The organism is Micromonospora sp. WMMC264 (assembly GCF_027497275.1).
Taxonomy (GTDB): domain Bacteria; phylum Actinomycetota; class Actinomycetes; order Mycobacteriales; family Micromonosporaceae; genus Micromonospora; species Micromonospora chalcea.
Map to the genome: position 1 here is coordinate 4,922,081 of NZ_CP114907.1, position 19,816 is coordinate 4,941,896.

20 protein-coding genes and 1 tRNA gene are annotated in these 19,816 nt (G+C 73.7%); 5 read left to right on the plus strand and 16 right to left on the minus strand.

Annotated features, from left to right (window positions below; translation table 11 throughout):
- Window positions 1–10 precede the first annotated feature (10 nt).
- Both O7542_RS21380 and O7542_RS21385 read right to left on the minus strand, forming a co-directional pair.
- Window positions 11–1,381 carry a cystathionine beta-synthase gene (locus tag O7542_RS21380; RefSeq protein WP_043326537.1) on the minus strand — a complete coding sequence of 457 codons (1,371 nt, stop codon included), beginning with the start codon at window positions 1,379–1,381 and terminating at the stop codon, window positions 11–13.
- A gap of 76 nt (window positions 1,382–1,457) precedes the next feature.
- Window positions 1,458–1,814: a YkvA family protein gene (locus O7542_RS21385; protein WP_013474058.1), complete on the minus strand. Its 357-nt coding sequence runs from the start codon at window positions 1,812–1,814 to the stop codon at window positions 1,458–1,460.
- Window positions 1,815–1,955: 141 nt separating this feature from the next.
- Here O7542_RS21385 and O7542_RS21390 point away from each other — a divergent pair, with 141 nt between their 5' ends.
- The 4 genes from O7542_RS21390 to O7542_RS21405 all read left to right on the plus strand — a co-directional run bounded on the left by O7542_RS21390 (window position 1,956) and on the right by O7542_RS21405 (window position 6,763).
- Window positions 1,956–3,002 carry an SGNH/GDSL hydrolase family protein gene (locus O7542_RS21390; protein ID WP_043326540.1) on the plus strand — a complete coding sequence of 349 codons (1,047 nt, stop codon included), beginning with the start codon at window positions 1,956–1,958 and terminating at the stop codon, window positions 3,000–3,002.
- 102 nt (window positions 3,003–3,104) lie between these two features.
- Window positions 3,105–3,917, plus strand: coding sequence for an SGNH/GDSL hydrolase family protein (locus tag O7542_RS21395; RefSeq protein WP_043326542.1), 813 nt, complete (start codon window positions 3,105–3,107; stop codon window positions 3,915–3,917).
- Between the two features lie 58 nt (window positions 3,918–3,975).
- The gene (locus O7542_RS21400) at window positions 3,976–5,238 is read left to right on the plus strand and encodes an acetyl-CoA C-acetyltransferase (protein WP_281605145.1); all 1,263 of its coding nucleotides are present in this window, start codon (window positions 3,976–3,978) and stop codon (window positions 5,236–5,238) included.
- 40 nt (window positions 5,239–5,278) lie between these two features.
- Window positions 5,279–6,763, plus strand: a complete 1,485-nt coding sequence (locus O7542_RS21405) for a CYTH and CHAD domain-containing protein (protein WP_166457235.1) — start codon at window positions 5,279–5,281, stop codon at window positions 6,761–6,763.
- 100 nt (window positions 6,764–6,863) lie between these two features.
- Here the strand turns inward: O7542_RS21405 and O7542_RS21410 are convergent, their stop codons facing one another.
- The 4 genes from O7542_RS21410 to O7542_RS21425 all read right to left on the minus strand — a co-directional run bounded on the left by O7542_RS21410 (window position 6,864) and on the right by O7542_RS21425 (window position 9,141).
- A complete protein-coding gene (locus tag O7542_RS21410; RefSeq protein WP_069087424.1) occupies window positions 6,864–7,184 on the minus strand; it encodes a hypothetical protein in 321 nt (106 codons plus the stop codon).
- A 38-nt stretch (window positions 7,185–7,222) separates the two neighbouring features.
- Window positions 7,223–7,981 carry a Bax inhibitor-1/YccA family protein gene (locus O7542_RS21415; protein WP_030501314.1) on the minus strand — a complete coding sequence of 253 codons (759 nt, stop codon included), beginning with the start codon at window positions 7,979–7,981 and terminating at the stop codon, window positions 7,223–7,225.
- Between the two features lie 123 nt (window positions 7,982–8,104).
- Entirely contained in the window at window positions 8,105–8,950 is an 846-nt protein-coding gene (locus tag O7542_RS21420; protein WP_043326550.1) for a Bax inhibitor-1/YccA family protein, read from the minus strand.
- A 110-nt stretch (window positions 8,951–9,060) separates the two neighbouring features.
- Window positions 9,061–9,141 (minus strand) — tRNA-Leu (locus O7542_RS21425).
- A gap of 101 nt (window positions 9,142–9,242) precedes the next feature.
- Between O7542_RS21425 and O7542_RS21430 the strand changes: the two genes are divergently transcribed.
- On the plus strand, window positions 9,243–11,060 hold the full coding sequence (locus O7542_RS21430; protein ID WP_281605146.1) for a hypothetical protein: 1,818 nt from the start codon (window positions 9,243–9,245) through the stop codon (window positions 11,058–11,060).
- Window positions 11,061–11,114: 54 nt separating this feature from the next.
- On the opposite strand, the gene O7542_RS21435 is transcribed toward O7542_RS21430, so the two are convergent.
- The 10 genes from O7542_RS21435 to O7542_RS21480 form a co-directional block, all read right to left on the minus strand.
- Window positions 11,115–12,446 (minus strand): NAD(P)/FAD-dependent oxidoreductase, encoded by a 1,332-nt coding sequence (locus O7542_RS21435; protein ID WP_043326553.1) that lies wholly within the window; start codon window positions 12,444–12,446, stop codon window positions 11,115–11,117.
- A 103-nt stretch (window positions 12,447–12,549) separates the two neighbouring features.
- Entirely contained in the window at window positions 12,550–13,113 is a 564-nt protein-coding gene (locus O7542_RS21440) for a hypothetical protein (protein ID WP_104114266.1), read from the minus strand.
- A 55-nt stretch (window positions 13,114–13,168) separates the two neighbouring features.
- Window positions 13,169–14,530 carry a DUF58 domain-containing protein gene (locus O7542_RS21445; RefSeq protein ID WP_166457233.1) on the minus strand — a complete coding sequence of 454 codons (1,362 nt, stop codon included), beginning with the start codon at window positions 14,528–14,530 and terminating at the stop codon, window positions 13,169–13,171.
- Entirely contained in the window at window positions 14,530–15,528 is a 999-nt protein-coding gene (locus O7542_RS21450) for a MoxR family ATPase (protein ID WP_043326556.1), read from the minus strand. The genes O7542_RS21445 and O7542_RS21450 overlap by 1 nt, the downstream gene beginning before the upstream one ends.
- Window positions 15,528–16,112 carry a hypothetical protein gene (locus tag O7542_RS21455; RefSeq protein WP_043326557.1) on the minus strand — a complete coding sequence of 195 codons (585 nt, stop codon included), beginning with the start codon at window positions 16,110–16,112 and terminating at the stop codon, window positions 15,528–15,530. Before O7542_RS21455 ends, O7542_RS21450 begins: the two co-directional genes overlap by 1 nt.
- Window positions 16,109–16,840, minus strand: a complete 732-nt coding sequence (locus O7542_RS21460; RefSeq protein ID WP_104114262.1) for a DUF4129 domain-containing protein — start codon at window positions 16,838–16,840, stop codon at window positions 16,109–16,111. Before O7542_RS21460 ends, O7542_RS21455 begins: the two co-directional genes overlap by 4 nt.
- A 20-nt stretch (window positions 16,841–16,860) precedes the next feature.
- Window positions 16,861–17,574, minus strand: coding sequence for a uracil-DNA glycosylase (locus O7542_RS21465; RefSeq protein ID WP_064447684.1), 714 nt, complete (start codon window positions 17,572–17,574; stop codon window positions 16,861–16,863).
- A gap of 19 nt (window positions 17,575–17,593) precedes the next feature.
- Window positions 17,594–18,280, minus strand: a complete 687-nt coding sequence (locus tag O7542_RS21470; RefSeq protein WP_166457232.1) for a dienelactone hydrolase family protein — start codon at window positions 18,278–18,280, stop codon at window positions 17,594–17,596.
- A gap of 236 nt (window positions 18,281–18,516) precedes the next feature.
- Window positions 18,517–19,482, minus strand: coding sequence for a hypothetical protein (locus O7542_RS21475; protein ID WP_281605147.1), 966 nt, complete (start codon window positions 19,480–19,482; stop codon window positions 18,517–18,519).
- Complete coding sequence (locus O7542_RS21480) at window positions 19,479–19,811, minus strand: PadR family transcriptional regulator (RefSeq protein ID WP_030271259.1); 333 nt, start codon at window positions 19,809–19,811, stop codon at window positions 19,479–19,481. Before O7542_RS21480 ends, O7542_RS21475 begins: the two co-directional genes overlap by 4 nt.
- Between the last annotated feature and the right edge of the window lie 5 nt (window positions 19,812–19,816).

A 19,816-nucleotide genomic window follows, 5' to 3' on the forward strand; every position in this document is an offset into this window, starting at 1 on the left:
ACAAGCAGGGTCAGCGGGCGCCGAGGTGGGCCAGCAGGTCCTGGCGGGTCAGCACGCCCTTGGGCTTGCCGTCGACCAGCACCAGCGCCGCGTCCGCCTTCTCCAGCAGCCCGACCGCCTCGCTCACCGGCTGGCCGCCGCCGATCATCGGCAGCGGCTCGCCCATGTGCCGCTCGATCGTGTCGTGCAGGTGGGCCTGGCCGGTGAACAGCGCGTCGAGCAGGTCCTTCTCGGCGATCGAACCGGCCACCTCACCGGTCACCACCGGCGGCTCGGCCTTGAGTACCGGGAGCTGCGAGACGCCGTACTCGCGCATGTAGTCGATCGCGTCGCGAACCGTCTCGGTCGGGTGCACGTGCACCAGCTCGGGCAGGCCACCGGGCTTGCCGGCGAGCGCGTCGGCCACCGTCGGCTCGGTGCCCGAGTCGTCCAGGAAGCCGTACCGGGCCATCCACTTGTCGTTGAAGATCTTCGACAGGTAGCCCCGGCCGCCGTCCGGCAGCAGCACCACGATCACGTCGTCCGGGCCGGCCTTGCGGGCCACCTCCAGCGCACCCACCACGGCCATGCCGCAGGAGCCGCCGACCAGCAGACCCTCCTCGCGGGCGAGCCGGCGGGTCATCTCGAAGGACTCCTTGTCCGACACCTCGACGATCTCGTCGGCGATCTTCCGGTCGTACGTCTCCGGCCAGAAGTCCTCACCGACGCCCTCGACCAGGTACGGCCGGCCGGTGCCGCCCGAGTAGACCGAGCCCTCCGGGTCCGCGCCGATCACCTTGACCCGCCCCTCGGACGCCTCCTTGAGGTAGCGGCCGATGCCGGAGATGGTGCCGCCGGTGCCGACGCCCGCCACGAAGTGGGTGATCCTGCCCTCGGTCTGCTTCCACAGCTCCGGGCCGGTGGTCTCGTAGTGCGAGCGCGGGTTGGCCGGGTTGCTGTACTGGTTGGGCTTCCACGCGCCGGGGATCTCCCGGGCCAGCCGGTCGGACACGTTGTAGTAGGAGCGCGGGTCCTCCGGCGCGACGGCGGTCGGGCAGACCACCACCTCGGCGCCGTACGCGCGCAGCACGTCCTGCTTGTCCTGGCTGACCTTGTCCGGGCAGACGAAGACGCAGCGGTAGCCCTTGAGCTGGGCCACCAGGGCCAGCCCGACGCCGGTGTTGCCGCTGGTCGGCTCCACGATCGTGCCGCCCGGCCGCAGGATGCCCGCCTTCTCGGCGTCCTCCACCATGCGCATCGCGATCCGGTCCTTGACCGAGCCGCCCGGATTGACGTACTCCACCTTCGCCAGCACGGTGGCCTGGATGCCCTCGGTGACGTTGCGCAGGCGGACCAGCGGGGTGTTGCCGATCAGCTCGACGACGTTGTCGTAGTACTGCACCTCGTTGTGCCCTTCGTCGCGCCGCCGTCGTGGGGCGGTCGGTCAGCCGTCAGTTCGCCGACCAGCGTACGTGCCGTCAGGGCACCACATGCCCCGGGATGACCGAGCTGCGACGTGCCTCCCACTCCAGGAACCGTTCGGTCTCGGCGAGCACGCTGCCGGCCAGCCAGGTGACCATCACCGCGTCGTCGGCCAGCCCGAAGATCGCCAGCGGAATCTCCGGCAGCAGGTCGATCGGGCTGACGATGTACGCGGTCGCGCCGGCCATCAGCGCCAGGCGCAGGCCGCCGTCGTACTCGCCCCTGGTGGTGGCGCGGATCATCCTCGGCAGCGCCGCCAGCCGGGCCCCGAGCGACGGCCCGCCCCGCGTACCGGCCGCCAGCGCCCGGGCCAGCGCGGCGAACGCGGCGCTGCGCTTCAACGTCTTCCCCATGTCTTCGCCCCTCTCCGCCCGACCATGGTGCGGCCCGGGGGCAAGCCCGCGTCCGCCACCCCCATCGGTACCCAGTCCGGGCGCCGCCCAGCCATCCGATCAAGGACAGCAGTGGTCGTACCGGCGCGATACTGTCGGTTCATGGGGGACGCTGGTTCCGTCGCGCCGGTCCACTGGCAGCGCGTCCGGCAGATCGCCCGCCTCGCGGCGATCGGCACGGGCGCCACGGTGGCGGCCACCGCCGCCACCGGCGGGGTGCTGCTCGGCCAGGCCCGGCAGGCCCGGCGCACCATCCCGATGGCGCAGGCCCCGCCACCGCGCTGCGACGGCGTGTACGGCGCGAAGCTGCCCGGCCCGCCGGTCACCATGGTCATCCTGGGCGACTCCTCGGCAGCCGGCTACGGCGTGCACAGGCGCCGGGAGACACCGGGCTCGCTGCTGGCCACCGGGCTGTCCCGCCGCCTGCACCGGCCGGTACGCCTGCACCGGTTCGCCGTGGTGGGCGCGCTCTCGTCCGGGCTGAAACCGCAGGTCGAGTCCGCCCTGGAGGTCGAGCCGGACGTGGCGGTGATCCTGGTGGGCGGCAACGACGTCACCAACCGCACCCCGCCGGGGCTGGCCGTGCGCTACCTGGTGGACGCGGTCCGCACGCTGCGGGCGGCCGGCTGCGAGGTGGTCGTCGGCACCTGTCCCGACCTGGGCACCATCCGGCCGATCCAGCCGCCGCTGCGCTGGCTGGCCCGGCGCTGGAGCCGCCAGCTCGCGGCCGCGCAGACGGTGGGCGTGGTCGAGGCCGGCGGCCGGGCCGTCTCACTCGGCGACATGCTCGGGCCGCGGTTCGCCGCCGAGCCCGCCCGGATGTTCGCCTGGGACCGGTTCCACCCCTCCGCAGAGGGGTACGCGATAGCCGCGGCGGCGTTGCTGCCCACCGTGCTGTCCGCGCTGGGCGCGGTCCCGGAACGCAGGCCTGTCCTGCCCGGCGTGGAAGGCGTACGGTCGCTCCCGGAGGCGGCTCACGAGGCGGCCCGGCACGCCGGCACGGAGGTCAGCGGCGCCCAGCTCCGGGGCCGCGACCGCGGGCCCGGCGGACGCTGGGCGCAGCTTCGCCGACGGGCCTTCTTCGGCGTCGGCGCGCTGCCCCCGACCGGCAGCGCCGCCGACTCGGCCACCCTGGAGGAAACGGCATGAGCGAGCGAAGCGGAGTGCTGTCATGAGCGAGCGCAGCGAGCGAATCGGCCAGCTCAGCGCAAACGTGCCTCATGACGGCACGGAGCGAAGCGGAGTGCTGTCATGAGCGAGCGGAACGAGGTGGCCCGGTGGGGCCGGGCGGCGGCCCTGTCGCTGCTGGCCGGCACGGTGGGCGGCGCGGCGGTCCTCGCCGGGCAGGCCATCGCCGCCCGCAGCCGGGAGTACGCCCAGCCCGAGCTGGGTCTGGTGTTGCGCGCGACGGTCGGCCGGGCGGACGCGCCGCCGCTGCGCCTGGTGCTGCTCGGCGACTCGTCGGCGCTCGGTGTCGGCGTCGACCGCTTCGAGGAGACGATCGGCGGTCAGCTCGCGAACCTGCTCGCCGAGGGGCCGCACGGCCGCCGGGTGCATCTGTCCAGCGTCGGGGTCTCCGGCTCCCGCGCCACCGACCTGGCCACCCAGGTGGCCCGGGCGCTGCTCGGCGAGCGGCCCGACGTGGCGGTGGTGCTGATCGGGGCGAACGACGCGACGGCGCTGAGCCGCCCGGGTGACGCGGCCGCCTATCTCGGCTCGGCGGTGCGCCGGCTGCGGGAGGCGCACGTCGAGGTGGTGGTGGGCACCTGCCCCGACCTCGGCGCGGTACGCGCGGTCGCCGCCCCGCTGCGTCAGGTGCTCGGCTGGTCCGGCCGGCGGATGGCACGGGCCCAGACAGCGGCCGTGCTGGACGCCGGTGGCACGGTTGTCGACCTGGGCACCGAGACGGGCCCGGTGTTCCGCGCGGATGCCGGCACGCTCTGCCGCGACGGCTTCCACCCGTCCGCCGACGGCTACCGGGTCTGGGCGCACGCCCTGCTGCCGGCGGTCGAGGCGGCGGCGACTGTCGCGTTCCGGCACCACCGCCGACCGCCCACGGGGTGACATTTCCCGCCCGCCGCACACCTTCCCGCGCATGTTACCGGCGCGTTAACGTTGGCTCATGCCGATTGAGTCGCCCCGCGACGCCGTCATCGTCGCCACCGCCCGGTCCCCCATCGGCCGCGCGTTCAAGGGTTCCCTCCGCGAGGTCCGCCCGGACGACCTCGCCGCCACCATCGTCCAGGCCGCCCTCGACAAGGTTCCGGCGCTCGATCCCACCACCATCGACGATCTCTACCTCGGGTGCGGCCTGCCCGGCGGCGAGCAGGGCTTCAACATGGCCCGGGTGGTCGCCACGCTGATGGGCCTGGACGGCCTGCCGGGCGCCACGCTGACCCGCTACTGCGCGTCCTCGCTCCAGAGCACGCGGATGGCGATGCACGCGATCCGGGCCGGTGAGGGCGACGTGTTCATCTCCGCCGGTGTGGAGATGGTCTCCCGGTACGCCCGGGGCAACTCGGACACGCTGCCGCCGGAGGCGCAGGCGCTGGTCGGCGGCGGCTGGGAGAACCCCCGCTTCGCCGAGGCCCGGGAGCGTTCCGCGGCCCGCGCCCAGGGCGGCGCCGAGGTGTGGGCCGACCCGCGCGAGGCCGGGCAGCTCCCCGACATCTACCTCGCCATGGGCCAGACCGCGGAGAACCTGGCCCAGGTGTACGACGTGACCCGCGAGGACATGGACGCGTTCGGCGTCCGCAGCCAGAACCTCGCGGAGAAGGCGATCGCGGACGGCTTCTGGGCCCGCGAGATCACCCCGGTCACCACGCCGGACGGCACAGTTGTCAGCAGCGACGACGGCCCGCGTGCCGGGGTGACCCTGGAGGCCGTGGCCGGTCTGAAGCCGGTGTTCCGCCCGGACGGCCGGATCACCGCCGGCAACTGCTGCCCGCTCAACGACGGCGCCGCCGCAGTAGTGATCATGAGCGCCGAGCGGGCGTCCGAGCTGGGTCTCACCCCGCTGGCCCGGATCGTCTCCACCGGCGTCAGCGCGCTCTCTCCCGAGATCATGGGCCTGGGCCCGGTCGAGGCGTCGAAGCAGGCGCTGAAGCGGGCCGGCATGACCATCGACGACGTCGACCTGGTCGAGATCAACGAGGCGTTCGCCGCGCAGGTGATCCCCTCATACCGGCAGCTCGGCATCCCGGAGGAGAAGCTGAACGTCGCCGGTGGCGCGATCGCCGTCGGCCACCCGTTCGGCATGACCGGCGCCCGGATCACCGGCACGCTGCTCAACGCGCTGGAGTGGCACGACAAGACCATCGGTCTGGAGACCATGTGCGTCGGCGGCGGCCAGGGCATGGCGATGGTGCTGGAGCGACTGAGCTGAAACCGGTTCGCCGGCGCGCGGGCCGGGTACGGGAGGCCGTATGGCGACCGTCGTGGAACGTGAGCGCAAGTACTCCGGCGACGAGGGTTTCCAGCTGCCCGACCTGACCGGGTGCGGTGGCGTCGTGACCATGTCCGACGCCACCGTCTCGGATCTGGACGCCGTCTACTGGGACACCGACGACCTGCTCCTGCTGCGCAGCGGGCACGCGCTGCGTCGGCGTACCGGGGGGCACGACGCGGGCTGGCATCTCAAGGTGGGCGCGGTCGGCGGCGCGCGGGTCGAGCACCAGTTCCCGGCCGGGGCGTCCGACGACGGCCCGCCGGCCGAGATGGTCGCGCTGATCCGGGGCGCGTCGCGGGGCCGTACCGTCGCTCCGGCCGCCCGGGTGGTCAACCGCCGCCGGGAACGGCGGCTGCTGGACGCGGACGGCCGGGTGCTGGCCGAGGTGGCCGAGGACGACGTCCGGTCCGAGGATCTGGTGGACGGCGCCGCGCGGACCTGGCACGAGATCGAGATCGAGCTGGTCGACGGCGACGAGGCGCTGCTCGACGCGCTGGGCGAGCGGCTGCGCGCGGCAGGTGCCCGGGAGGTGGCGGTCAGCAAGTCGCACCGGGCCGTCGCGGGCCGGATCGAGCGCTTCGACGACCGGGAACCGGACGGCCCGGCGGGGCCGGTCCTCACGTACGCCAGGGCGCAGCGGGACGCGATCGTCGGCAACCACGCGGCCGCGTACCAGGGTGACGAGGGCGCGGTCCACGACATGCGCGTCGCGGCCCGCCGGTTGCGGGCGACGCTGCGTACCTTCCGGGGGTTGTGGGACCACCGGGAGAGCGAGGCGGTCCGGGCCGAGCTGCGCTGGCTCGGCGGCGAGCTGGGCCGGGTCCGCGACACCCAGGTGATGGCGGCCCGGCTCACCGAGGCGGTGCACGAGCTGCCGGACGAGCTGGTGCTCGGCCCGGTGGCCGCGCGGATCGGCGAGCGGTTCGCGGCCGACCTGGCCGGGACGACGGCGGCGCTGCGGTCCGCGTTGGACTCCGGCCGCTACCCCGAGCTGCTGGCCCGCCTGGATCGGCTGGTCGACGGCGCACCCGCCGACGTCGGCCGGCGCTGGGTGGACCGGCGGATCCGCAAGGCGGTACGCCGCGCTGACGAACGGCTGGACCGGGCGCTCACTGTCGACGGGTGGGCCGGGGACGCGGCGCTGCACGAGGCGCGCAAGAAGCACAAGGCGGCCCGGTACGCGGTGGAGGTGCGTGAGTCGAGCGCCGGCAAACCGGCCGCCCGCCTGGTGAAGCGGTTCAAGGCGCTCCAGGATCTGCTCGGCGCCCACCAGGATTCGGTGGTGACCCGGGAGACGCTGCGGCGGCAGGCGCTCCAGGCGTACGCCGACGGCGAGAACACGTTCACCTACGGCCTGCTGCACGGGAGGCAGGCGGAGGCCGCCGGCCACGACCGCCCCGCCGTCCTGCGGGCACGCGACCGGGCCCGACGCCGCAAGGCACGCCGCTGGCTCAACCCCTGACCGCCCCCGCCACCCGGTCGATCATGAAGTTAGCGGGGATCCGCGTCCGTTTTGTCGCCGCCAACTTCATGATCAACGCGACGAAAGGGAAGGGGGCGGGTCAGAGGGCGGCGCGAGTTCGGGTTATCGCCTCGGCGGCCTCGGCCAGGACGGGGGCGGGGGGATCGGCCAGCGTCAGGTCGGCGGTTACCACGCGGAGCTGGTCTGGGAGCGCCTGGTCGCTGGGGAGCCGGGGCACCTCGCGGCGCGGCTCGCCCGCCGCGTCGGCGGCCAGGTTGGCGATCTCCTGGACCAGCTTGTGCACCAGGTCGGCCCGGGACACGTTGCCGCCCTCGGCCTTGGCCGACCAGCGCGGCTGCTGCCAGTGCCCCACCTGTCGGACCAGCAGGGTCACCGCCCGGTCCAGTTCCGCTGCGCTCATCGCCGCCGAGTCTACGGCGACGCCGGGCCGGAGCGTGCTCAGCGGCGTACGTAGCTGAGCAGGCGCAGGATCTGCCAGTACAGGAAGATCAGCCCGACGAGCAGCCCGAACGCGCAGTACCAGGCGTAGCGGCGGGGCAGCCGATTCGCGGCCGACCGCTCGACCAGGTCGAAGTCGAGGATGAAGCTGAGCGCCCCGGCGATGATCGCCACCACCGAGAACACGTACGGCAGCCAGCCCACCCGGTCACTGAGGCTGTAGACGGCCACGCCCTGCCGCCCGGTGAACAGGTACGCGAACAGGTTGACCAGGCCGATCGCCACGATCCCGACGAGCGTGCCGATGACCAGGCGGGCCAGGCGCGGCGTGGCGCGTACCAGCCGGGCCCGGTAGAGCACCGCCATGCCGAGGAAGACGCCGAACGTGCCGACCACCGCCTGCGCCACGATGCCCGGGTAGACCAGTTCGAAGGCGCGGCTGGCCACCCCGAGCAGCAGCCCCTGCAACACGGCGTACCCGACGATGACCGGCGGACTGGTGATCTGCTTCAGCGAGATGACGAGCACCAGGGCGAGGCTGGCCAGCGCGCTTCCGGCCAGCGCGGCGGAGATCCACGCGGCCTGCGGCACCAGCACCCAGGACAGCGCCGCCGTGACGCCGGTGACCAGCAGCAGGCCCACGGTGCGGCTCACCACGTCGGCCACCGTCATCGCGTCGGCGGTTCCGACCCCGAGCACCTGCCGCTCGGCGCGGCCGACGTCGTCCAGCCGGTCCAGCACCGGATTGGCACTGCGCACCGTGACCACCTCCCGCCCACGTACCCGAGTCCCACTCTGCCCCGGTCGGCACGGTAGGGACGGGAAAACGGCGACGCCCGCCGCCGCGGATGCGGCAGGCGGGCGTCGGCGGAAAGCGAGACGTCAGTCGTCGCCCTGGAAGTAGCTGAGCAGCCGCAGGATCTCGATGTAGAGCCAGACCAGGCCGACCACGATGCCGAAGGCGGCCGTCCACGAGTAGCGCTGCGGGAGTCCCATCCGGACCCCCTCCTCGATGTCGGCGAAGTTGAGCACGAAGCTCAGCGACGCCACCACGATGCAGACCAGGCTGAAGCCGATGGCCAACTTGCTGCCATCCCGCAAGCCAGTGTTCACGCCGGCCAGGGACAACACGAAATTGATCAGCATGACCGCGAAGAGGCCTGCCATGATCGAGACCAGGATGCGGGCGAACTTCGGGGTAGCCCGGATGATCCGCGCCTTGTAGATCATCGCCATGAGGAAGAAGACGCCGAAGGTCGCCACCACGGCTTGAAGCACGATCCCGTCGTACCGCGCCTCGAACGCCTTGCTGACCATGCCGACGAAGACGCCCTCGATGATCGAGTACGCCACCACGAGCGCCGGGTTGGCCATCCGGGAGAACGAGATGATCAGACCCAGCACCAGGCCGACCACCGCGGCGCCGATCCACGCCACGCCGACGAGCGAGTCCGGCACGAGCACCCAGGCCGCAGCGGCCGAGGCGCCGAGGATGGCGAGCATGAGGACCGTCTTGACGACCACGTCGTCGAGCGTCATCGGGGTCACGGTGGGCGGTGCCACCGGCTGGCCGTAGCCGCCCGGGTAGGGCTGGGCGTAGGGCTGCTGCGGGTACTGCTGCTGGGGGTATCCGGGCTGACCGTAAGGCCCGGGCTGGGCGTACCCGGCCGCCCGCTCACGCTCTGCCGCCTGGCCGAGCCGGGCGAGCACCGGGTTCGAGGTCTTCACTTCTCAGGCCTCCCTCAGGGGGTCGATCGCACGTAGACGTGCTACTCCAGGGTAGACGTGGCCGCAATCGCGCGTGCGACGGCTAGCTGTGGGAAACCTGAGAGTTCGTGTGCCCGGGGCGGGGGTCGAACCCGCACGCCTTGCGGCAGCCGCTTTTAAGGCGGCCGTGTCTGCCGTTCCACCACCCGGGCGGGTGACACCGGCGCGCCGACACGCGCGGTGCAGATCTCACCGTAGCGGCTCGGCCGCGACCCGGCGTACCCCGACGGCTGCGGCCGTTATGGTCGAGGCCGTGACCAGCGCCGCCCGCACGGCCTCCGGGCCCGACCAGGTCCGGGCGGCCCGCCCGGCGACGGTCACGCGGCGGATGACGGCCGCCGTCCGGCGGCGCCGCGCCGACCTGCTCGTGGGGCTGGCGTTCGCCGCGTTCGCCGCCTGGCTCACCCACGGCCTCTGGCCGGCGCCGGGCACGCGGGTACTCGCGCTCAACCCGGCCGACCAGACGCTGTACGAGTGGTTCCTGGCGCTCGACGCGCGTGCCCTGCGCGGCGAGCTGAGCCTGGTCAGCGACCGCCTGAACGCGCCGGACGGGGTCAACCTGATGGCGAACACCTCGGTCGTCGCGCTCGGCGTGCCGCTCGCCCCGGTCACGCTGGCGTTCGGCGCGCCGGTCACGTTCGCGCTGCTGGTCGCGCTCAACCTGGCCGGTACCGCGCTGGCCTGGTACCTGCTGTTCACCCGCGTCCTACGGGCCCGTCCGCTCGCGGCCGGGCTGGGCGCGTCACTGTGCGGCTTCGGGCCGGGCATGGTCTCGCAGAGCAACGGCCACCTGCACATGACCGCGCAGTGGCTGGTCCCGGCGCTGGTCTGGCTGGTCGTCCGGCTGCTGCGCGCCGCCGACCCGGCCGGGCGCCCGGGCGGCCCGGACCGCCGCCGGATGGTGTCGTCGGCGGCCGGGCTCGCCGCTGTCGTCACCGTGCAGGTGTTCGTCGGCGAGGAGGTGCTCTTCCTCACCGCGCTCACGCTGGCGGTGATGACGCTCGCGTACGGGCTGGCCGACCGGGAACTGCTGCGCCGGGCCGGTCCCGGCTTCGCCCGCGGGCTGCTGGGCGCGGCCGGGCTGGCGCTGCTCGTGCTGGCGTACCCGCTCTGGGTGCAGTTCGCCGGTCCGCAGGGCGTCGCCGACGGGATGTTCCCGCCCGCCTACTTCTCCGCCGACCTGGCCGGCTGGACCCGCCTCTCCGCGCTGACCGTGTTCGGCAGCCCGGAGGCGGTCCGGCTGACCACCGGTCCGGCCGAGTTCACCACGTTCCTCGGCTGGCCGCTGCTGCTGGTCGCGGTCGGCTGCGCGGCCTGGCTGGGCCGGCGGCCGCTGGTGGTGGCGCTGGTGGCAGGCGCGCTGGTGACGGCCGCGCTCGCGCTCGGCCCCGAGGTCGTGGTCGGCGGCGAACGGACCGGGCTCCCCGGCCCGTACCGGCTGCTGGCCGGGCTGCCGGTGGTGGACGGCGCGCTGCCGATGCGCTTCGCGCTGGCAGTGCTGCCGCTGGTCGGTACCGTGCTCACGCTCGCCGTGCACCGGGCGCTCGGCGAGTCCGGCCGGGCCCGCCGGGGTGTCCCGATCGCGGTCGGCGCGGCGGTGCTCAGCGTCCTGCCGACGCCGCTGCCCACGATGGACCGGCCGCCGCTGCCCGAGTTCGTCACCGGCGGCCACTGGCGGCAGTGCGTACGCCCCGGTGGGGTGCTGGTGCCGGTGCCCACCGCCACTCCGCAGACCCCCTGGCCGATGCGCTGGGCCACCGCCACCGGCGTCGGCTTCGCCATGCCGGAGGGCTTCTTCATCGGCCCGTACGGGCGGGGCGGCTCGGCCACCATGGGCACCTGGCAACGCCCCACCTCGGCCCTGCTCGCCGACGTGGCCCGCCGGGGCGTGGCGCCGGCGGTCGGTGACCGGCAGCGCCGCCAGGCCGCCCGGGACGTCGAGTTCTGGCGCGCGTCCTGCGTCGCGGTGACCGACGACGCGCCGCACGCGGAGATGCTGCGCCGCACCCTGGAGCAGTTGTTCGGGCGGCCGGGTACGCGGCTCGCCGACGCCTGGACCTGGCGGTTCTGAACCACGAAAACGGCGCGGGGACCTTCCGTTCGGAAAGTCCCCGCGCCGGATCCGTCAGACGCGCGCGGCGACCGGCGGGGCGGACGCCTCGGCGAACTCCTCACGCGGGTCGTGCAGCTGACCCAGCGCCACCACCTCACGCTTGAGGAAGAACGCCAGCGTCCAGTCGACCACCACGCGCACCTTGCGGTTGAACGAGGGGATCCGCGACATGTGGTACGTCCGGTGCATGAACCAGGCCGGCCAGCCGGTCATCTTGATGCCGTAGACCTGCGCCACACCCTTGTGCAGGCCGAGGCTGGCCACGCTGCCGGCGTGCTTGTGCTTGTAGTCGACCGGCTCGCGCCCGCGGATCACGTTGGCGATGTTGTCGGCCATCCGCGCCGCCTGCCGCACCGCGTGCTGGGCGCTCGGCGAGCAGAAGTTGCCCGGCTCCTTGGTCAGGTCCGGCACGGCGGCGCAGTCGCCGGCGCTCCACGCGCCCTCGACCACCCGGTCGCCGTCCACGATCTGCAGCGTGGGCCGGCAGGTGACCCGGCGGCGCTCGTCGCGCGGGAAGTCCGTGGCGTCGAGCATCGGCGACGGCTTCACACCGGCGGTCCAGACGATGGTGTCGGACGGGAAGCTGTCGCCGTCGGAGAGCTTCACCACACCGTCGACGCAGGACTCCAGCCGGGTGTCCAGGCGGATGTCCATGTCCCGCTTCATCAGCTGCTGCACCGTGTAGGCGCCCATGTCCCGGTCGACCTCGGGCAGCACCCGCTGGGTCGCCTCGACCAGCACCCAGCGCATCTCCTCCGGCTTCAGCTCCGGGTAGTAGCGCAGCGCGTCGCGGGCCATGTCCTCCATCTCGGCGAGCGCCTCGATGCCGGCGTAGCCGCCACCGACGAAGGTGAACGTCAGCGCGCGGCTGCGTACCGCCGGGTCGGTGGTGGAAGCCGCCACGTCGAGCCGGTCCAGCACGTGGTTGCGCAGGTAGATGGCCTCACCGATGGTCTTGAACCCGATGCCGTGCTCGTGCAGGCCGGGAATCGGCAGGGTGCGGGAGACCGAGCCGGGCGCGACCACCACGTGGTCGTACTGGATCTCCCGGGCCGGGCCGCTGATCGGCTGCACCACTGCGGTCATGCGGTCGTGGTCGATCCGGGTGACGGTGCCCGCCACCACGGTGCACTTGCGCAACTCCCGCCGCAGCGGCACGACGGCGTGCCGCGGGGAGATGTTGCCCGCCGATGCCTCCGGGAGGAACGGCTGGTACGTCATGTGCGGCTGCGGGTCGACGACGATGACCTCGGCCTCACGCCTGCTCAGCTTCTTGGACAGGCGCAGAGCGGCGTACAGGCCCACGTGACCGGCACCCACGACAAGGATCCGCTTCGGGTTCACGTCATCTATCTTTCCCCGGCGGCCCCCGGTAATCCCGCGCGAGACCCCCTTCTGTGACGGAGCACAACCCATGTGACCTGCGCAACGTCACCGGAACGCTGCGTCACTTGCGACGCAGCAACCAGCCCAGCAGCGCGCTCAGCCCCACCGCCACCAGCAGCCCCACCACCGTCGCCGCCTGCGAGCCGTCCGTCCCGCCGACGCCACCCAGCCACGCCAGCACCACGCCGAGCACAGCGCTGGCGAGCACCACCCCGCCCGCCCGGCTCAACCACCGGAACACCACGTCCGGGTCGATCAGCCCGTCGTAGGGCAGCAGCGCGGCGAGCGCGCAGAGCGAGTGCGCCAGATAGAGCAGCGTCGCCACGGCGAGCAGCCGCCACAGCGCCGGCGGCCGGTCGAAGCCGAGCGTGGCCAGCAGCCAACCGCCGACCGTCACCAGCGCGGTGAACGTCGGCCAGATCCGGCGCGGACCGAACGCCGGCAGCACCGCGGCCACCGCCAGGGCCAGCAGCGAGCGCGCGGTGAGGGCCTGCACCGGGTACGCGAGCAGGAAACCGGCCAGCACGGTGAGGAAGATGCCGCCGCGTACCAGCAGCGGCAGCGGGCTGACCCGGGCGGCCGCGTACCGCAGCGCCCGTACCCGCTCGACCAGGGCGTCCGTCACTGAGCCGGCCTTTCGTTCGCGACTGCGGGACTCCGCTTCGCTGCGTTCCTCGCGCTCACCGCAACCCTGCCTTCGGGGCGGTCGCCAGCCGGGCCACGTCGCGGAGCACCTCGTCCAGGCTGCCCGCGCCGGCCCAGCGCACCACCGGCACGCCGTGCTCGCGGAGCTGGCCGATCATCGTGTCCCGGTCCAGCCGCCACAGCCGGTACGCCACCTCGGCCCAGCCCCGCTCCTTCGGCACCGGCAGTTCGGCCGGCAGCGTGTCCACCGCCACCACGAACCGGCCGCCGCGGGCCAGCCGGGCCAGCATCTGCGCGGACCGCTCGTCCAGCAGCGGGGTGAGCACCACCACGAGCGCGTCCGAGGAGAGCAGTTGCGGGCCGAAGACCTGGTCGTACGGCTCGTGCGGGGACGACTCGGCGTGCACGTCGAGCAGCCACTCCAGCACGGTCAGGTACTGCCGCCGCCCGGTGGCCGGACGCAGCCGGCGCGCGGCCGGGCCGTACTCCAGCATCGACACCCGGTCGCCGCGGTGCAGGTAGTGCTCGGCGATCGCGGCGGCGGCCCGAACCGTGGTGTCCAGCACCGACGCCGGGCCGTTCACGCCACCGGAGCGGCCCGCCTCGGCGAGCACGTCCAGCAGCACCACCACCTCGGCGTCCCGGTCCGAGAGCGTCGCCGCCACGTGCAGTTGGCGGGCCCGCAGCGACACCCGCCAGTCGATGCGGCGCAGCCGGTCGCCGGGCGCGAACACGCGTACCCCGGCCAGCTCGCCGCCCTCCCCCGGCCGCCGCGACCGGTGTGCGCCGACCAGCCCGGCGGCCCGGGGCATCGCCTCGACCGCGTCGAACGGCTCGGTACGCGGGTAGACCCGGGCCCGGATCGGGTCGGTGATCACCGCGCGGGAGACCAGCAGCCCGTCGGCGACGGCGACCCGCACCCCGGCCGGTCCGATCGGGTGCCGCCCCCACCGCAGCGCCGTGCCGGTCAGCTCCAGGTCGACGGCGCTGCCCCGGGGTACGGAGGTGACGAACGGGCGGTCCGCCCCGCCGGAGCGGCTCACGTCCAGCCCGGCGCCGCCGAAGCCGACCTGCTCCACGCGCAGCCAGCGCGACATCCGCGTCCGCACCACCGCGAGGTCGTACCCGACCAGGTCCGGGTTGGCCACCGCGACGGTCGCGGCCAGCGGGGAGCCCTCGACCAGGTGGGTGTCCCCGACGCCCAGCTCCAGTTCCGGCAGGCCCGCGGGGCGGCGGCGCAGCGCGTACGCGGTGCCCAGCGCGAACGGCGTGGCGAGCACCACCAGGTCGATGCGGCCGAGCAGGACCGCCGCGACGAGCAGCACGCCGGTGAGCAGCACGGCCCGGCCGAGCGCCCAGGTGGGTGCCCAGCCGCTCGCCGCCTCGGCCCGATCCATCAGCGCCCGGCGGCGTAGCTGGGCAGCGCGCCGCTGGCCGGGGCGGGCGTGGACTCCAGCACCTCGCCGACCACGAACGCCGGATCCACCCGGCGGAGCCACATCTCCGGCCGCAGCGTGATCCGGTGCGCCAGCGCGGGCGCCGCCACCGCCTTGACGTCCTCCGGCACCACGTAGTCGCGGTTGGCGAGCACCGCCCGGACCCGGGACAGCAGCAGCAGGGCCAGCGAGCCGCGCGGGGACGCGCCGACGAGCACCGACGGGTGCTCCCGGGTGGCGGCGGTGAGCGCCACGATGTACCGGCCGACCGAGTCCTCGACCACCACGTCCTCCAGCGCTGCCTGCATGGCGCGCAGCGTCGCGGCGTCCACCACCGGCTTGATCTCCGCCTCCTCGCGGCGGCGGGCGATCCGGCGGCGCAGCACGTCCCACTCCTCGTCGTGGCTGGGGTAGCCGAACGACACCCGCAGCAGGAACCGGTCGAGCTGCGCCTCCGGCAGCGGGTACGTGCCCTCGTACTCGATGGGGTTGGCGGTGGCCAGCACGTGGAACGGCTCGTCCAGGCGGTAGGTCACGCCCTCCACCGACACCTGCTTCTCCTGCATCGCCTCCAGCAGCGCCGACTGCGTCTTCGGCGGCGTCCGGTTGATCTCGTCGGCGAGCAGCAGGTTGGTGAACACCGGCCCGGCCCGGAACGCGAAGTCGCCGCTGCTCTGGTCGTAGAGGAACGAGCCGGTCACGTCGGCGGGCAGCAGGTCCGGCGTGAACTGGAGCCGCCGGAAGTCCAGCCCGAGCGCCTGCGCGAAACAGCGCGCGGTGAGCGTCTTGCCCAGGCCGGGCAGGTCCTCCAGCAGCACGTGACCACCGGCGAGGATGCCGGCCAGCACCAGCTCCAGCGCGTCCCGCTTGCCGACCACGACGGTGCCGACCGCCTCCAGGACGGCCCGGGCGAGCCGGCCCACCTCGGCGGGGGCCATGCTCCGGTCCACGTCGTTCATCAGATCTTCTCCAGTTCGGCGACGATCGCCGCGAGGTCGCGCGGCGACGGAGGGCGGCGGGCGGGGGTGGTGAGGAACGTCCACAGTGGCTCGCCGAGCACCGACCGGGCGCGGGCCGGATCGGACTCGCGGGTGACGCCGTGGCGCTGGCGCAGCCGCTCGTCGGCCAGCTCGCCGAGGCGCGGCAGGATGCGTTCGGTGAACCGCTCCCGGTTGTCGGCGGACCAGTCCAGCGGGCGCTCCCAGCCGTTGATCGCGGTGCGCAGCGCGTCCCGGGCGGACCAGTTCCAGGTGCCGGGCTCCTCACCGGCGGGCGTCCGGGCGCCGGCGCGGGGCGGCGGCGGGGGCGACAGCGCGGCGGTGACCCGGCGTACGGCGAGCACGGCGAGCACCCCGGCCACGATGATCCAGATCGGCACCTTCAGGCCGACCGCGCGCAGCCCGACCACGACCACCACCACGACGGCGGCGGTGACCGCGGCGGTCCGCAGCAGCAGGCGTGCCCGGCCACCGCCCGAGGGGCGTACGTCCTCCCCGGCGGGCTCCTCGCCGAACGACAGCAGGTCGTCGATGCTGGTGCTCACGACGCCTCCCCCGCCAGGCTGGTCAGCTCGCCGCGCAGCCGGCGTAGCGCGGCGCGGGCTTGGTCCCGCGTGTGCTCGTCGACCGGGTGCGTGGCGTACCGGGCCTCCCGGTAGACGTGCGCGAACCCGTCGAGCACGTCGGCGCTGGCGATCGCCGGGATGCCGGCCTCCGGGTCGCCGCGCAGCAACCGGGCCACCAGGTCGGTCGGGGTGTCGCCGGTGTGCCGGGACACGCCCGCGTCCTCGGCGGCCTCCTCCAGGCGTACCCAGCACGCGATGACGGCGGTACGCGGGTCGGTGGAGCGGTCGTCCAGTTCGACGAGCCCGGCGTCGAGCGCGGCCACCACCTCACGCGCGGTCCCCTCGGCGGTACGCCGGGAGCGCCGCACCGGCACCGCCCGGGTCGTCCGCCGCAGCGCGCCCCGGAGCACGTTCCACAGGACGTACCCGATGGCGCCCAGCACCACCGCGAACAGCAACGCCACGGCGGCGGTGGCCAGCCAGTCGGGCACACCGCCCGACGTGGACTCACCCACGTCGCGGGGTTCCACCGGGTACGACGGCACCGCCTCGGGCGACGGGTACTCCGGCACGTACGGGATGGTGTCCGCGGCCGGCGGGATCCGGCTGGCCCCGATGGCGGAGTGACCGGCGGCGAACGCGGCGAGCGCGAGCAGCACCGTCACCGCGGCGACCGGCCACCACCTGCGCAGTACGCCGAAATCCATCCCACCGCCTCAGGTGTTCCTCAGTCCACCCCGGCCAGGTCCTTCGCCCGGGTGAACACGTCGTCCAGCATCGCCGGTGTGAGCCGGCCGGTGAACGTGTTCTGCTGGCTGACGTGGTAGCAGCCCAGCAGGTCCGGCACGGACTCGCCGGACCAGTGTGCCCCATGGCCGAACGCCGGTCGCGGCGTGGGCGGTCGCTGCCCGTACACCTGACGGAGCACCGGCCACCACGCGGCCCACGCGAAGGCACCCAGCGCGACCACGACGCGCAGCGTGGGCCGGATCAGTTCGACCTCGCGGTGCAGCCACGGCGCGCAGGTGTCCCGCTCGGCCGGGGTGGGCTTGTTGTCCGGCGGCGCGCACCGCACGGCCGCGAAGATGCGGGTCTCGCGCAGCGTCAGGCCGTCGTCGGCGGAGACGCTCGTCGGCTGGTTGGCCAGCCCGGCCCGGTGCAACGCGGCGAACAGCACGTCACCGGACCGGTCCCCGGTGAAGATCCGGCCGGTGCGGTTGCCGCCGTGCGCGGCCGGCGCCAGACCGAGAATGGCGATGCGCGCGTCCGGCGGGCCGAGGCCGGGCACCGGCCGTCCCCAGTAGTCCTGGTCGCGGAACGCGGCGCGCTTGACCCGCGCCACCTCCTCCCGCCACGCCACCAGGCGCGGGCAGGCGAAGCAGTCGCTGACCGCGCCGTCGAGGTCGGCCAGGTCGGCCGCCCGCGCGGCGCGGGCGACCACGTCCTGCGGGGTACGCGACTCAGCCAAGCTTCGCCCGGAACAGTTCCAGCGTGCGGGCCCAGGCGGTGGCGGCGGCCCGCTGGTCGAAGTGCTCCGGCCGGTCCTCGTTGAAGAACGCGTGCGCGGTGCCCGGGTAGTCGAACGTCTGGCAGGTGCCACCGGCCGACTCGATGGACCGGCGGACGCTCTGCACCCCGTCGGCGGCGGACAGGCCATCCGCCTCGGAGCAGTGGATGAGGGCTGCCTTCCCGGCGTAGTCAGCCCAGTCGGCGGCCATGCCCTCCCAGGGCAGGCGCGGGTAGAACCCGGCGGTGGCCACGATGCGCTCGGAGAACGTGCCGGACCACAGGGCCAGGCTGGCGCCCGCGCAGAACCCGGCGCAGCCCACCTTGCCGGCGACCTCGGGCCGGCTCGCCAGGTATTCGGCGGCAGCGGCGATGTCGCTCGCCGCCTCGTCCATCTGGGAGCTGTTGAGCATCAGCCGCGGCTCGGTCGGCTTCACTGCCGGTCCGCCGTGCCGGAAGTCGGGCGCGAGCGCGACGAAGCCGGCCTCCGCGAAGCGGTCGACCACGGCCCGTACGTGGGGTACGAGACCCCACCAGTCCTGGATGACGATGACCGCCGGGCTCGCCGCACCGCCGGAGGGTATCGCGAGATACCCCTCGCTCGTCCCCCCGTTGCCGGTGAAGCTCACCATCTCGCCCATGGGCCTGTCCTCCTTGCGGTCAGTCAACGTTGGCTGGTCGCACAGTTGGCTGTTATGTGCCGGTAGCGTGCCACGCGGTCAGCGGCCCGGGGAAGACAGAACAACAGTGGCATTCACCTCCTGTAGACCTCACAGACCAGTGGCGGACGCCCCGCACCACACCCCGGCGAGATCTTGGAAGATTGCGGCCCCTATGAGGGCCGTTTCCTTCCAAGATCTCGCGGGATCGAGCGCGCTCAGGGAGTTGACGTGGGTTCCGGGGAAGCGCTGGTGGTGGGCGCGGTGGGGGTGGCACTGCCGGTGGGGGTGGCGCTGCCGGGGGGCGCGAATGCGGGCGGGGCGATCGACGGCGAGGGCGGTGGGCCGAACGGGGCCTGCTCGGGGCAGTACGGGTAGGTGTTACGCATCTCCGGCACCGCGCCCGTGTCAGCCATGCAGCTCGGCCAGCCGAGCGTGATCGGCACGCCGTTTTGGTCGAAGAGCCGCGCGTCGCGGATCAGCCGCCCCTGCTGGTCGTAGACGAAGACGTCCTCGATCCGGTCGTACCTGTGGTCCACCGACGTCTGCTCGTAACTGCCGTAGCTGTCGGTGTCGGCGCGCTCGTCCACCTGGGCCAGCACGGCGAAGGAGAACAGCAGCAGCGCGGCGGTGGCGATCTGGTGCAGTTGCCGCCGCCACCCGGTGATCCCGGCGGAGCGGCGACCCCACCACATCGACGCGACGACCGCGCCGATGAGCAGCAACAGCCCCGTCGAGCTGTTGCCGTCCAGCCGGGGCACCAGGCCGGACCGGCCGTCCACCATCCACGCCACGATCAGCGCGGCCAGCCATCCGCGCACCAGCCACCAGGCCGGACGCAGCGGACGCAGGAAGTCGCTCACCCTCTCGTGCCCGAAGACCGGGCCGAGCTGGCGGTCGAGCAGACGCAGCTGGGTGGCCGCCTCCCGCCGGGCCTCGGCGAGGCGGTGGAAACGCGCCGGCCGCCGGCTCGGCTGGGCACCGGCGACGGCGCGCAGCTCGGCGGCGTACGCCTCGGGGGTGCCCAGCCGGTCGACCAGCGTGCCCTCGCCCTCGGCGGCGACCTCGGCGAGGTGTTCCGGCAGTTCCTCGGTCAACTCGTCGCGGACCTCCGGTGGCAGGTCGGCGAGCGCGGCCCGCACCCGGTCGACGTAGTCCGTGATCTCCTGCCCCGTGACGGTCATGCCGCCATCCCCCGATCGTCGAGCAGCGCGTCCATGGTGGTGGCGAACGAGCGCCAGGTCTTGCCGGAGCGGGTGAGCTGGTCACGCCCGGCGGCGTTGAGCGAGTAGTACTTGCGGTGCGGCCCGGACTCGCTCGGCACCACGTACGTGGTGAGCAGACCGGCCGCGAACAGCCGGCGCAGCGTGCCGTAGACCGAGGCGTCGCCGACCTCGGTGAGACCGGCCTCGCGTAGCCGCCGCAGGATGTCGTAGCCGTACCCGTCCTCGTCCTTGAGCACGGCGAGCACCGCGAGGTCGAGCACGCCCTTGAGGAGCTGCGTGGTATCCACGCTCC

Excerpts from the sequence above, each read along its gene's own strand:
- O7542_RS21470 (WP_166457232.1), bottom strand. The coding sequence starts at position 18,280 with ATGGGCGAGATGGTGAGCTTCACCGGCAACGGGGGGACGAGCGAGGGG.
- O7542_RS21385 (WP_013474058.1), bottom strand. The coding sequence starts at position 1,814 with ATGGGGAAGACGTTGAAGCGCAGCGCCGCGTTCGCCGCGCTGGCCCGG.
- O7542_RS21405 (WP_166457235.1), top strand. The coding sequence starts at position 5,279 with ATGGCGACCGTCGTGGAACGTGAGCGCAAGTACTCCGGCGACGAGGGT.
- O7542_RS21395 (WP_043326542.1), top strand. The coding sequence starts at position 3,105 with ATGAGCGAGCGGAACGAGGTGGCCCGGTGGGGCCGGGCGGCGGCCCTG.
- O7542_RS21410 (WP_069087424.1), bottom strand. The coding sequence starts at position 7,184 with ATGAGCGCAGCGGAACTGGACCGGGCGGTGACCCTGCTGGTCCGACAG.
- O7542_RS21445 (WP_166457233.1), bottom strand. The coding sequence starts at position 14,530 with ATGGATCGGGCCGAGGCGGCGAGCGGCTGGGCACCCACCTGGGCGCTC.
- O7542_RS21450 (WP_043326556.1), bottom strand. The coding sequence starts at position 15,528 with ATGAACGACGTGGACCGGAGCATGGCCCCCGCCGAGGTGGGCCGGCTC.
- O7542_RS21390 (WP_043326540.1), top strand. The coding sequence starts at position 1,956 with ATGGGGGACGCTGGTTCCGTCGCGCCGGTCCACTGGCAGCGCGTCCGG.
- O7542_RS21460 (WP_104114262.1), bottom strand. The coding sequence starts at position 16,840 with ATGGATTTCGGCGTACTGCGCAGGTGGTGGCCGGTCGCCGCGGTGACG.
- O7542_RS21400 (WP_281605145.1), top strand. The coding sequence starts at position 3,976 with ATGCCGATTGAGTCGCCCCGCGACGCCGTCATCGTCGCCACCGCCCGG.
- O7542_RS21475 (WP_281605147.1), bottom strand. The coding sequence starts at position 19,482 with ATGACCGTCACGGGGCAGGAGATCACGGACTACGTCGACCGGGTGCGG.